10 protein-coding genes are annotated in these 12,205 nt (G+C 62.1%); 2 read left to right on the top strand and 8 right to left on the bottom strand.

Features of this window, described 5'->3' with window-relative positions; all coding sequences use genetic code 11:
* Window positions 1-44: 44 nt before the first annotated feature.
* The gene (locus AC1D1J_RS15115; RefSeq protein WP_477695107.1) at window positions 45-719 is read right to left on the bottom strand and encodes an SET domain-containing protein; all 675 of its coding nucleotides are present in this window, start codon (window positions 717-719) and stop codon (window positions 45-47) included.
* A gap of 84 nt (window positions 720-803) precedes the next feature.
* Here AC1D1J_RS15115 and AC1D1J_RS15110 point away from each other — a divergent pair, with 84 nt between their 5' ends.
* On the top strand, window positions 804-1,337 hold the full coding sequence (locus tag AC1D1J_RS15110) for a TlpA family protein disulfide reductase (protein ID WP_477695106.1): 534 nt from the start codon (window positions 804-806) through the stop codon (window positions 1,335-1,337).
* Entirely contained in the window at window positions 1,334-4,288 is a 2,955-nt protein-coding gene (locus AC1D1J_RS15105) for a DNA topoisomerase III (RefSeq protein WP_477687569.1), read from the top strand. Before AC1D1J_RS15110 ends, AC1D1J_RS15105 begins: the two co-directional genes overlap by 4 nt.
* A gap of 139 nt (window positions 4,289-4,427) precedes the next feature.
* Here the strand turns inward: AC1D1J_RS15105 and AC1D1J_RS15100 are convergent, their stop codons facing one another.
* From AC1D1J_RS15100 to AC1D1J_RS15070, 7 genes are all read right to left on the bottom strand, one after another.
* Complete coding sequence (locus AC1D1J_RS15100; protein WP_477695105.1) at window positions 4,428-5,087, bottom strand: HAD family hydrolase; 660 nt, start codon at window positions 5,085-5,087, stop codon at window positions 4,428-4,430.
* Window positions 5,088-5,206: 119 nt separating this feature from the next.
* Window positions 5,207-6,580 carry an aldehyde dehydrogenase family protein gene (locus tag AC1D1J_RS15095; protein ID WP_477695104.1) on the bottom strand — a complete coding sequence of 458 codons (1,374 nt, stop codon included), beginning with the start codon at window positions 6,578-6,580 and terminating at the stop codon, window positions 5,207-5,209.
* Window positions 6,558-7,376: a gamma-glutamyl-gamma-aminobutyrate hydrolase family protein gene (locus AC1D1J_RS15090; RefSeq protein WP_477648783.1), complete on the bottom strand. Its 819-nt coding sequence runs from the start codon at window positions 7,374-7,376 to the stop codon at window positions 6,558-6,560. The genes AC1D1J_RS15095 and AC1D1J_RS15090 overlap by 23 nt, the downstream gene beginning before the upstream one ends.
* Before the next feature lie 148 nt (window positions 7,377-7,524).
* Window positions 7,525-8,658, bottom strand: a complete 1,134-nt coding sequence (locus AC1D1J_RS15085) for an iron-containing alcohol dehydrogenase (RefSeq protein WP_477695103.1) — start codon at window positions 8,656-8,658, stop codon at window positions 7,525-7,527.
* Complete coding sequence (locus tag AC1D1J_RS15080; protein WP_477695102.1) at window positions 8,655-9,176, bottom strand: N-acetyltransferase family protein; 522 nt, start codon at window positions 9,174-9,176, stop codon at window positions 8,655-8,657. The genes AC1D1J_RS15085 and AC1D1J_RS15080 overlap by 4 nt, the downstream gene beginning before the upstream one ends.
* Window positions 9,163-10,548 carry a glutamine synthetase family protein gene (locus tag AC1D1J_RS15075; protein ID WP_477695101.1) on the bottom strand — a complete coding sequence of 462 codons (1,386 nt, stop codon included), beginning with the start codon at window positions 10,546-10,548 and terminating at the stop codon, window positions 9,163-9,165. The genes AC1D1J_RS15080 and AC1D1J_RS15075 overlap by 14 nt, the downstream gene beginning before the upstream one ends.
* Before the next feature lie 20 nt (window positions 10,549-10,568).
* A complete protein-coding gene (locus AC1D1J_RS15070) occupies window positions 10,569-12,059 on the bottom strand; it encodes an amino acid permease (protein ID WP_457282051.1) in 1,491 nt (496 codons plus the stop codon).
* Window positions 12,060-12,205: the final 146 nt, after the last annotated feature.

Raw genomic sequence — 12,205 nt, 5'->3', positions numbered from 1 at the left:
GGTTGCACCGGCGGCATGGCCTGTGAAGCGGGTTGAGCGCCTGCTCAGTCCTTCTTTTTCTTTTTGGGTTTCTTGCCGGCCTTTTTATCGGCTGCCTTTTTGTCAGCCTTGGCTTCAGCCTTTTTGTCGGCTTTTTTGGTGGACTTCTTTTTGTCCTTGTTCTTTTTCTTGCCTTCGTCGTCTTTGGGCGCCAGCAGTGTGCCGCGGCAGTTTTTGGCGCCGCACCAGCAGGGGTATTCGGCCAGCAGCTTCTTGGTGTAAGGCGCGTCGATGATCAGGCCGTAGTCGTAGAACAGTTCTTCGCCGGCCTTGATGTTGCGCAGCGCCTTGATGAAAACGCGGCCGCCTTCTTCGTCGGCTTCGCAGTTGGGCTTGCAGCTGTGGTTGATCCAGCGCGAGGAATTGCCGCCGTGCTTGGCGTCGATCACATGCTCTTCGTCGATGTGGAAGTAGAACGTGTGGTTGGGGTCCTTCGGGTCGTGCGGGTGACGGCGCAGCGCCTCTTTCCAGTTGATGATTTCGCCGACGTATTCGATCAGCGTTTCACCTTCGGCCAGGTCCTGCACGGCGAACACACCCTTGCCGTGGACGCCGGAACGCCGCGTCTGGATGCGGCGTCCGTCGGCAGCCGGAGCCGCGGGTTTGGAAGGAGATGCGGGGACCGCGGAAGCCTGGGTTTTTGACACGACGTATTTTTTTGGTATGGTTAATTCATGCATGTGCGCGTGCGTGCGCATGCGTGCGCACCCGCGCGCGTACATGCGCGAGAGCCGCTATTGTAGTGATGCGCCCAAGGAGCCCCCGTGTTCAACCGCAGAAACCTGATGCAGACAGCTGCTGCCCTTGCCTTGCCGACCGCGGTGGGGCTGGGCCTGCCGGCGTGGGCCAAAGGCGGGGAAAGCCCCTTGCCGAAGGTCGGCAGCACCCTGCCTTTGCCGGCCGTCACGCTGCTGGACGGCAGCGCCTGGAAGCCTGCCGAGGTGGGTGGAAAGACGCTTGTGGTGTACTGGTGGGCCAGCTGGTGCCCTTTTTGTGCGGTGCAGTCGCCCCATATAGAAGCTTTGTGGCGGGCCCAGAAGGCCAACGGGCTGGAGGTGCTGGCCCTGTCGATTGACAAGCAGCCGGCAGCCGCAGCTGCCTATATGAAGACCAAGGGCTACAGCTTTCCCGCCGGGATGCTGACCCCCGAGGTCGCCAAATTCCTGCCCAAGCCGGTGGGCCTGCCCGTGGTGGTGGTGCTCAAGGTGGCGGCGAACGGACGTGAAGGCAAAGTCGTATTTGCCGAAAGCGGGGAAATGTTCCCCGAAGATGTAGAAGGTTTGAAGAAGTACTTATGAAAACTCTGGTGATTGCAGAAAAACCCTCGGTCGCACAAGACATTGTGCGGGCGATCACGCCTACGGCCGGCAAGTTTGAAAAGCACGACGAGTACTTTGAAAGCGACGAGTGGCTGGTGACGTCGGCCGTGGGCCACCTGGTCGAGATCCAGGCGCCGGAAGAGTTTGACGTCAAGCGCGGCAAGTGGAGCTTTGCCAACCTGCCTGTCATTCCGCCCTACTTCGACCTCAAACCCATGGATAAGACGAAGACGCGTCTCAACGCGATCGTCAAGCTGACCAAACGCAAGGACGTGGGCGCCCTCGTCAATGCCTGCGACGCGGGCCGCGAAGGCGAGCTGATCTTCCGGCTGATCCAGCAATACGCCAACAGCAAGCACCCGGTGAAACGGCTGTGGCTGCAGTCCATGACGCCGGCGGCCATCCGCGACGGCTTTGAGAGCCTGCGCACCGAAAAGCAGATGCAGGGCCTGGCCGATGCGGCGCGCTCACGCTCGGAAGCCGACTGGATGGTCGGCATCAACGGCACGCGCGCCATGACGGCCTTCAATTCGCGCGACGGCGGTTTCTTTTTGACCACCGTGGGCCGTGTGCAGACGCCGACGCTGTCGGTGGTGGTGGAGCGCGAGGAAAAAATCCGCAAATTTGTCAGCCGCGATTATTGGGAAATCCACGCGACCTTCCTGGCCGAGGCCGGTGAATACCCCGCCAAGTGGTTCGACCCGAAGTGGAAAAAAGCCGCCGCCAATGCCGACAACACCGAGCCCGACGCCGAACTGAAGGCCGACCGGGTCTGGTCCGAGCGCGAAGCCATGGCGATTGCCGAAGCCGTGCGCGGCAAGTCCGCCACGGTGACGGAAGAAAGCAAGCCCACCACGCAGGCCGCAGGCCTGCTGTTTGATTTGACCTCCTTGCAGCGCGAGGCCAACGGCAAGTTCGGTTTTTCGGCCAAGACGACGCTGTCGATTGCGCAAAGCCTGTATGAACGCCACAAGGCCCTGACCTATCCGCGTACCGACTCGCGTGCGCTGCCGGAAGACTATTTGCCGGTGGTCAAAAAGACCTTTGAAATGCTGGAAAGCAGCGGCATGAAGCATCTGGCGCCGCATGCGGCCACGGCCATCAAGGGCAATTACATCAAGCCCAGCAAGCGCATTTTCGACAATGCCAAGGTGAGCGACCACTTCGCCATCATCCCAACGCTGCAGGCGCCTAGCGGCCTGAGCGAAGCCGAGCAAAAGCTGTACGACCTGGTGGTGCGCCGTTTCATGGCGGTGTTTTTCCCGAGCGCCGAATACCTGGTCACCACGCGTATTTCGCAGTCGGTCGGCCACAGCTTCAAGACTGAGGGCAAGGTGCTGGTCAAGCCGGGCTGGCTGGCGATTTACGGCAAGGAAGCCGCCGACGAAGTGGCCGACGCCAAGGATGGCGACAAGGGCCAGAGCCTGGTGCCGGTCAAGCCGGGCGAAATGGTGCGCGCCGAAGTGGTCGAGGCCAAGGGCCTCAAGACCCGGCCGCCCGCCCGCTATTCTGAAGCCACGCTTCTGGGCGCAATGGAAGGCGCCGGCAAGACGATTGACGACGACGAGTTGCGCGAAGCCATGCAGGAAAAAGGCCTCGGTACGCCGGCGACCCGCGCCGCTACGATTGAAGGGCTGATTGCCGAAAAATACATGCTGCGCGAAGGCCGCGAGCTGATCCCGACGGCCAAGGCCTTCCAGCTCATGACGCTGCTGCGCGGACTGGATGTGCAGGAGCTTTCAAAAGCCGAGCTGACCGGCGAGTGGGAATTCAAGCTGGCGCAGATGGAGCACGGCAAGCTGAGCCGCGAAACCTTCATGGCAGAAATTGCGACCATGACCGAGCGCATGGTGGCCAAGGCCAAGGGCTACGACAAGGACACGATTCCCGGCGACTACGCTACGCTCTCGGCGCCCTGCCCCAACTGCGGCGGCGTCATGAAGGAAAACTACCGGCGCTACACCTGCACCGGCAAGAACGGCGACGACGGCTGTGGTTTCAGCTTCGGCAAAACGCCGGCGGGCCGCACCTTTGAAGTGGCTGAGGTTGAGCAGTTCCTGCGCGACAAGAAGATCGGTCCGCTGGACGGCTTCCGTTCCAAGGCCGGATGGCCTTTCACCGCGGAGATGGTGATCAAGTTCGACGAAGAGACCAAGAACTACAAGCTCGAATTCGACTTCGGCGACGACAAGAATGCCGAGACCGGCGAGATCGTCGACTTTGGCGACCAGCAGTCGCTGGGCCCCTGCCCGCGCTGCGCCGCACGGGTGTTCGAGCTTGGCAAAAACTACGTCTGCGAAAAGTCGGTGCCCACGCTGGCGCAACCGACGCCCAGCTGCACCTTCAAGACCGGCCAGGTGATCCTGCAGCAGCCGATTGAGCGTGAGCAAATGCACAAGCTGCTGGAAACCGGCAAGACCGATCTGCTCGACAAGTTTGTCTCCATGCGCACGCGCCGCCCTTTCAAGGCCATGCTGGCCTGGGACAAGGAGGCCGACAAGGTGAACTTCGAGTTTGCGCCGTCCAAGTTCCCGCCGCGCAAGCCGGCGGCTGCCAAGACCGGCACGGTGAAGACGCCTTTTGGCAAAACCGTCGCCGCGAAAACGGCAAAAGCACCGGCGGCCAAAAAAGTCGCCGCCAAGAAAACGCCCGCCGCCAAAACCGCCAAGCCCAAGACGCCCCGCGTCGCCAAGCCGGGGGCTGGCCTCAAGCCCAGCGACGCACTGGCCGCGGTGATCGGCGCCGAGCCGGTGGCACGCACCCAGGTCATCAAAAAGCTCTGGGACTACATCAAGGCCGAAGGCCTGCAGGATGCGGCCAACAAGCGCGCCATCAACGCCGACGCCAAGCTGCTGCCGGTGTTTGGCAAGCCGCAGGTCACGATGTTCGAGCTGGCCGGGATTGTGGGCAAGCATCTGAGCGCGGAGTAAGCGTCAGATATGGGAAGAAGTTGCTATTGTTTTAATAGCTGCTGGCGCCCGCCCTGATGGTCTTGCAGGCCATTTTTATACTCAAATGAGGCGGATGCAGCCCTCTCCGGGGCTGTTTCAGCTGCGCAGGTCGGGCTGCTCAGTGCAACTGCAGCGCGGGCCAGCCGCGCTCAGTCCCAATCGCTGCCAGCGTCGCATCGGCATTCACAGTCACCGGGTGTTTCACGGCTTCCAGCAGCGGCAGGTCGTTGATGGAATCGCTGTAGGCGGTCGTTTTGCAATCCTTGAAGCGCAGGCCGCGTGCGGTGAGCCAGGCATGCAGGCGCTCGACCTTGCCTTCGCGCATGTTCAGCACGCCGGTGGTGCTGCCGGTGAAACGGCTGCCTTGCATCTCGGGCTCGGTGGCAATCAGGTGCTCGATGTCGAAGTAGATGGCCGTGAGCTCGGTGATGAAGCGGTTGGTGGCCGTCGTCATGACCACCAGGTCGCCGGCTTCCAGGTGCTTGTCGACCAGCGCGATCGCAGCCGGTGTGATGCGCGGCACGACCCATTTGGCCAAAAATTCCTGCCGCATCGGCTCCCACTCCTGGGCTGTGCGCCCAGCCAGGGTGCCCACATAAAAATCGGCAAACTCCTTCAAGCCCACGGTGCCCGCCCTGTAGCGCGCCGCCATGTCGGCATTGCGCGCGGTGAACTCGGTCTTGCCCAGGTAGCCCTTTTCAATCAGGAAATCGCACCACAGCACATCGCTGTCACCGTTGAGCACGGTGTGGTCCAGGTCGAAGAGGGTCAATCGCACAATACCCCTCTCATGAAAAGACAATTTTCCGCCGGGCCGCTCCAAGGAAAATTAGCCCCAAGCCCAGGGAAAGGGGCAGCGCGCCGCAGGCCCGAAGTGAAAAGCGTGGGGGCCATGTTTCAAGCCTGACGGAGATGCCAAGCCTTTGGCCGGGTGAAGGTCTGGATGCCGTAGGTGGACAGTGTCAGGCCCACACCCGAATCACCGTAGCCACTCCAGGGCAAACGCGGGCTCACACGGTCGCAGCAGTTCCAGTAAACGCTGCCGGCGTTGACCTGGGACAGCAGTGCCCGGGCGCGCTTTTCATCGGGCGTGAAGACGCCGGCGGTCAGGCCGTAGCGTGTGTCGTTCATGAGTTTGACGGCCTCTGCGTCGCCCGACACCTTCTGGATGCCGATGACCGGCCCAAAGCTTTCCTCGCGCATCAGTTCCATGCTGTGGTTGACGTTGCTGAACACCGTGGGTTCATACCAGGTGCCGGGACCGGCTCCTCGTTTGCCACCTGCCAGCAGGGTCGCCCCTTTGGCTTTGGCATCGGCGACCTGGGCATCCAACACCTCCAGCTGCGGCGCGCGGGTGATGGCGCCGATGTAGGTGTCTTCGCTCATCGGGTCGCCGGTCTTGAAAGTCTTCACGGTGTCGACAAAGGCGGTAACGAACGCGTCGTAAATTTTTTCATGCACGTAGATGCGCTCAACCGAGCAGCAGCTCTGGCCGGTGTTGTACATCGCGCCATCGGCCAGTGATTCGGCGGCGTTCTTCACGTTGGCGTCTTCGGTCACGTAAGTCGGATCCTTGCCGCCCAGCTCAAGCTGGAGCTTGACCATGCGCGGGCCGATGGCTTTTGCGATCTTTGCACCGGTGGCGTAGGAGCCGGTGAAAAAGAGGCCGTCCACCGGCTGCTCCATCAGCGCCGCACCGACTGCGCCGCCGCCGATCAGCAGCACAAACACGTCTTGAGGAACACCGGCCGCATGCAGCAGGCGCGCGATGGCCTGGCCCGTCATGGCCGCATATTCGGAAGGCTTGTAAAGCACGGCATTGCCTGTCAGGAGTGCGGGAATGAACACATTGCCGCCGACAAACCAGGGGTAGTTCCAGGCCGAAATATTGGCGACCACGCCCAGCGGTGTGTGCTCGATCTGCTCGGTCATGCCGCCATCGGAAAACACGGTCTGCGTGGCCGTGGAGGCATCAAGCTCTGCCAGGAAAAAATCAATACGGCCCAGCAGGCCGTTGAGTTCATTGCGTGACATCTTGATCGGCTTGCCGGTTTCTCGCGTCATGACGGCTGCCAGGGTGTCGAGCTCTGCAACGATGCCGGCACGAAAGCGCGTGATGCAGGCCTTGCGCTCGGCCACCGGCACGGCGGCCCACGCAGCCTGCGCGGTGCGTGCCTGCTTTGCCTTGGCAGCAACGGAAGCCGCGTCGTCCGCAGGCAGTTCGGTGATCATCTCACCTGTGGCTGGGTTATGAATGGCGAGTTTGGTCATGTTTATTGGCTTTGCTTTTGGCCGCCGCTACGGCGGTGAGGAAATCATCGAGTACGGCGGCGTCGTCAATCGTGTCGGAGCCGGGTTTATGGAATTCGGGATGCCACTGGGTGGCGGCGATATAGCTCTTGGTTTTGTCCTTGCGGCGTATCGCTTCCACGATGCCGTCGTCCACGCTGAAAGCCTCGGCTTCAAACTCGGGTGACAAATCCTTGATGCCCTGGTGGTGGATGCTGTTGACGCGCACGCGCTCCACGCCGGGGTACATGGCGGAAAGCCTGGAGCCCTGCACGATGTTCACGCTGTGAAAGTTCTGGTCGTAAGTGACGGCGTCGCGGTGAACGAAGGAGTCAGGCACCTGCGTATTGATGTCCTGGTAGAGCGTGCCGCCGAATGCAACATTGAGCAATTGCAGGCCGCGGCAAACGCCAAACACCGGTTTGCCGGCTCTTTCAAACGCGGCTACCAGTGCCTTGTCGTATTCGTCACGCACACGGTCGCCCGACCATTTTTCTTCCAGCGGCTCCTCGCCGTAACTGCCGGGCCAGACGTCGGCGCCGCCGTGCAGCACCAGGCCGTCCAGCCACTGGGCATAGTGCTCATAGGTCACGTCGCCGCGCTGTGTGCTGCCCGTCGGGCAAGGCACCATGACGACCATGGCGCCGGAAGACATCACCCAGTGGGCAATCGACTGTTCGACATACTGCAGCGTCTTGCCGGTGAAGAAAGAGCGGGTTGGGTCGGCATGCGAGAAACACGCTGACAACCCAATCTTGAGACGACTAGCGGCGATCATGCGAGTACCCTTCTCAAAAGTGATCGTTCTGTTCTGCCCAAGCCGGGGCCGCGGAACCGGCTTTGCCGGGCCGCAGGCTCAGCGGCCCCCTCGGGGGGCAGCGCATTACACGAAGTCGAAGACGCAGTGAAAAGCGTGGGGGCCACATTCATAAGGCGGCCTCGAACAATCGCTGGAAGTCCTCAGCCTTGCAGGGCCGTGGATTCGTCTGGTGGCAGATGTCGGCGGTGGCGATCTCGACCAGGCGCGGCAGGTGTTCACGCTTGACACCGTGGGCCGACAGCGGGCCGGTGATGCCAACGCTCTCCTTGAGCTGCTTGAGCCAGGCTACAAAAGCTTTGCCACCGCCGGCCACGCCACATACGTGGGCCAGCTCGTCAAATTTGGCGGGCGCCGATTCGTAGTTCCATGCCAGCACCGTGTCGATCATCAGCGCATTGGCCAGGCCGTGGTGCAAGTCGCAGACAGCGCCCAGCGCGTGGGCACATGAATGCACGGCGCCCAGGTCTTTCTGGAAGGCGATGGCGCCCATCATGGAGGCCATCATCATGTCGCTGCGAGCCTGCAGGTTGGAAGGTTCCTTCACGGCCTTGAGCAGCGCATGCGCCGCGATGCGCGTGCCTTCGAGTGCAATGCCGTCGCACAGCGGGTGATAGGCCGGCGAGAGGTAGCTTTCGATGTTATGGGTGAGGGCGTCCATGCCGGTGGCGGCCGTGACGGCGGGCGGCAGGCCCAACGTGAGTTCGGGATCGGCAAACACCACTTTCGCCAGAATTTTTGGGCTGAACACCACGCGCTTCAGGTGCGTCTCGTTTTCGCTGACCACACTGGAACGGCCGACTTCGGAGCCGGTGCCCGAGGTGGTGGGCAGGGCCACGAAGTAAGGCAACTCATTGACGATGGGCCGTACCTGCGGATGGTCCCAGACATATTCAAGGATGTCGCCTTCATGGGTGGCGGCGATACCGACCACCTTGGCGACGTCAAGTGCTGCGCCGCCGCCAAATCCAATCACGCAGTCGGCCTTGTGCGCCTTGTAGGCTGCGGCACCGTCCATGACCTGGCTGCAGGTCGGGTTGCCAAACACGCCCGAGAACACCGCCACGTCCAGGCCGGCCAGGTGGGTCCTGAATTCGGCCAGAACGGGCAAGGCGCCCAGCGCCTTGTCGGTCACGATGAGCGGGCGCTTGCAGCCCGCTTCTTTCAGGGTGTCGGCGACGAGCTTGCGCGCGCCTGCGCCGAACTTGATGGTGGTGGGGAAGGAAAAACCGGTGATGCTCATAGTGGTGCGACCTGGAAGTACATGTGTTGTTTGCCGTAAGAGACATTGTTGACCCGAATCGCGTCGGGCTCTATGCCGAAGGATTTAAACCCGCATTTCTCGTAGAGTGCCGCCGCCTCGCGGTTGCCGGCGGTGACCGTCAGCACCACGAGCTCCACGCCGCCGGCGCGTGCCTCCTCCAGCACCTTGCCGACCAGCGCCCGGCCTATGCCATGCCCCTGGTATTCGGGCGCGACGTACATCGCAACCAGCGTGGCCTTGTGACGGTTCTTCAGCCGCGTCTCCCGGTTCAGCCCCGCCACGCCGGCCATCGCGCCGTCCAAAAAGGCGGCCCACATGACGGTGTCGCCGGCGGGTGAAAGGCGCTTTTCGGTGTCGGCCAGCACGCGCAGGTTTTCTTCCTCAAAGCTGGAGGTGAAGGCGTCCGCGTGCTCGCGCAGGCCGCGCAGGCGGAATTCGCGGTAAACGGCGGCGTCGGGCACGGTCAGCCTGCGGATCAGGAGGTCAGATGATTTCAAAATAGCGTTTCATTTCCCAGTCGGTGACGGCGTCCAGCCATTGGCGCCATTCCCACTCGCGCGTTGCCGCGAAGTGATCCACGAAAGTATCGCCCAGCCAGTCGCGCGCGATGTCCGATTTCTGGAAAATACGTGTGGTTTCGATCAGGGTGCGCGGTGCGCGGGCAATGTGTTCGGCTCCCTGGTTGGTGCCGTTGATCGGCGCGCCCAGCTTGAGGCCTTTTTCGACGCCGTCCAGTCCCGCAGCGATGACGGCCGCCATCGCCAGGTAAGGGTTCACGTCGGCGCCAGGGCAACGGGTTTCCAGCCGGGTGGCTTTGGCGCTGCCCGCGATCACGCGGAAACTTGCAGTGCGGTTGTCCATGCCCCAGGTCGGCTTCACAGGCGCCCAGAAGCCGTCGACCAGGCGCTTGTAGCTGTTGATGGTGGGCCAGATCATGGGGCCGAACTCCATCATGCAGGCGACCTGGCCGGCGACGTAGCTCTCGAACAGCTTGCTCATCTTGCGCGGGTGCTTTGCGTCGAAGAACAGGTTGGTCTTGCCGTCCGACAAACTCTGGTGGATGTGGCCGCTGCAGCCCGGCAGCTGCTGGTGGGGCTTGGCCATGAAGCTGGGCATGATGCCAAAACGCGAGCCGATCTCTTTTGCGCCGGTCTTGAACAGGATGGCGCGGTCGGCCTGCTCCAGTGCCTCGCTGAAGCCAATGGCTACTTCATACACGCCCGGCCCTGTTTCGGTGTGCAGGCCTTCGATCGGGATGCCGAAAGCCAGCATCTCGTCCATGATGGCGTTGAAGAAATCCTGGTTCTCGTTCATGCGCAGCAGCGAATAGCCGAACATGCCAGGCGTGAGTTTTTCGGCCCCTACGCCGTTTTTCGCGGCCCAGCTGTGCGGCGTTTCCAGGAAGTTGAACCATTCGAACTCCATGCCGGTCATGGGCATGAAGCCCATTTTCTCGGCACGCTTGAGCACGCGCTTGAGCGTCTGGCGTGGGCACACGGCGTGCGGCGTACCGTCGGCGTTCACGAATTCACCCAGCACAAAGGGCACGTTGTTGTCCCAAGGCACGTGGCGTGTGGTGGCCAGGTCCAGCCGTGCCAGCGCATCCGGAAAGCCGTGCTGCCAGCCTGTGACGGACGTGTTGTCGTAGCAGTTGTCCATCATGTCCCAGCCCAGCACCACGTCGCAAAATCCAAAACCGCCCGCCGGGTAGGGCTCGGCCGCGCCGAAGAACTTGTCCTTGTGCAGGTACTTGCCGCGCAGCACGCCGTCGATGTCGCTGACGGCAACCTTCATCTTGTTGGCGCCCGACTTGCGCAGCATCTCCAGGGCTGGATGGGGTGCGGAGGATTTGGTGGCTTTTTGGGGCATGGTCGTGGGCACCTTGTGGTTTAGGGGTGGGCGCTTGCCCGGCCTTTTTCGGCCAGGCCAATCGCAAATTCTTCTTCCGGCGAGAGGATGAGCCGGTGCCGGCCCATTACTGCGAAGTAGCTGATGCCGATGGCAAACCACAGCGCCACCCACAGCACGCCCACGCGGTAGATCGGGTCGCTGAGCTGGAAGTAAATCGTGACCAGCGCGATGACCAAAGTCAGCACCGCACCCGCAACGCCCAGCGGGCTGCGGTAGGGGCGCTCCATATTCGGCAGCTTGCTACGCAGGCGGATGAACGACAGCGCCTGCATCACATAGGAGAACATGGCGCCGAACACCGCCATGTTGAGCAAGGTGCCGCCGATGACGGCCGAGCCTTTGTCAACGCCCAGCGAAAACCACAGCACAAACATGACCACCAGCGCCACCACCGAGCCAACGATCATGGCGATGTGCGGAGTCTTGCGGCTGCCGTGCGTGACGGACAGTGCCGAAGGAAAGTACCCGGCGCGGCTCAACGAATAGATCTGCCGGCCCTTGGCAAAGATGATGGTGTGAAAGCTCGCCACCAGGCCCAGCACGGCCACCAGCGCCAGTATCTTGGCGATGCCGTTGCCGTAAATTGCCTTGAAGCCGTCGAGCAGCGGCTCACCCGAGGTGCTCAGCGCGTGCGAGCCTATGCCTGCGACCGAGGGGTTGAGCCAGAGGATCATGAAGGCCGAGAGGATGAGCGTGAAGATGCCGGCAATGATGCCGCGCGGCATGTCACGACGCGGGTCCACCGACTCTTCAGCCGCCAGCGGTAGCTGCTCGATTGCCAGGAACAGCCACACCGCAAATGGCAGCGACGCCAGCACGCCGGCGAAGCCCAGCGGCAGGAAGGGGCCGCGGCCCTCGGGCAGCACGGCGCCGCCGGCGCCGACATTCATGGCCCAGCGTGCGAAGTCGATCTTGGGAAAGGCGCTGATCCAGAACGCCACCAGGCAAGCCAGCGCCAGCAAAGTGACCGCCAGTGTGATCTTGAACGACAGCTCGACACCGATGATGTTCAGGCCGATGAAGACGATGTAAAAGCCTATCCACCATAAAGGCTGCCAGGCCGGTGGCGTGCCGAAAATGCTGCCCATGTAGCTGCCGATGAAGAACACGATGACGGCCGGCGTCAGCACGTATTCCACGTTTTCGGCCAGCCCCGTCAGGAAGCCGCCCCAAGGCCCCATGGCGGTGCGTGCGAAAGAGTACGCGCCACCAGTGTGGGGCAATGCGGGTGACATCTCGGCCAGCGAAAAGGTCAGGCCAAGATACATCACGGAGATGATGATGGTGGCCAGCAACATGCTGCCCCAGCCGTTGGCCAGACCCAGGTTCCAGCCGGCGAAGTGGCCGGAGATCACGGCGCCAACGCCGAGTGCCCAGAGCGACCAGACGCCGGCATAGCGGCGCAGCCCCCTCTTTTCAAAATAGCTGCCGTCGACTTTCGCGTATTGCACGCTGGAACGTTCTGACATGGTGGCTCCCTATAGGTTGCAAGGTTGAGGGCCCGGTGGGGCTGTCTTGCATCGTAGGGCGAGCGTAGGTGCGCTGAAATCCCATTTCGGCAAGTAACGCAGCGAGATTGAGCTTAAGGAGATGGCGAGTAAGTCGAAGTGTTTCA

It is taken from the genome of Polaromonas sp. P1_F8, from assembly GCF_056405635.1.
Note: the sequence above shows the minus strand (reverse complement) of the source record. Positions and strands in the feature narration are given on the sequence as shown.

Coding starts and splice junctions, on each gene's coding strand:
- AC1D1J_RS15105 (WP_477687569.1), top strand. CDS start 1,334: ATGAAAACTCTGGTGATTGCAGAAAAACCCTCGGTCGCACAAGACATT.
- AC1D1J_RS15090 (WP_477648783.1), bottom strand. CDS start 7,376: ATGATCGCCGCTAGTCGTCTCAAGATTGGGTTGTCAGCGTGTTTCTCG.
- AC1D1J_RS15075 (WP_477695101.1), bottom strand. CDS start 10,548: ATGCCCCAAAAAGCCACCAAATCCTCCGCACCCCATCCAGCCCTGGAG.
- AC1D1J_RS15095 (WP_477695104.1), bottom strand. CDS start 6,580: ATGACCAAACTCGCCATTCATAACCCAGCCACAGGTGAGATGATCACC.
- AC1D1J_RS15085 (WP_477695103.1), bottom strand. CDS start 8,658: ATGAGCATCACCGGTTTTTCCTTCCCCACCACCATCAAGTTCGGCGCA.
- AC1D1J_RS15115 (WP_477695107.1), bottom strand. CDS start 719: ATGCATGAATTAACCATACCAAAAAAATACGTCGTGTCAAAAACCCAG.
- AC1D1J_RS15070 (WP_457282051.1), bottom strand. CDS start 12,059: ATGTCAGAACGTTCCAGCGTGCAATACGCGAAAGTCGACGGCAGCTAT.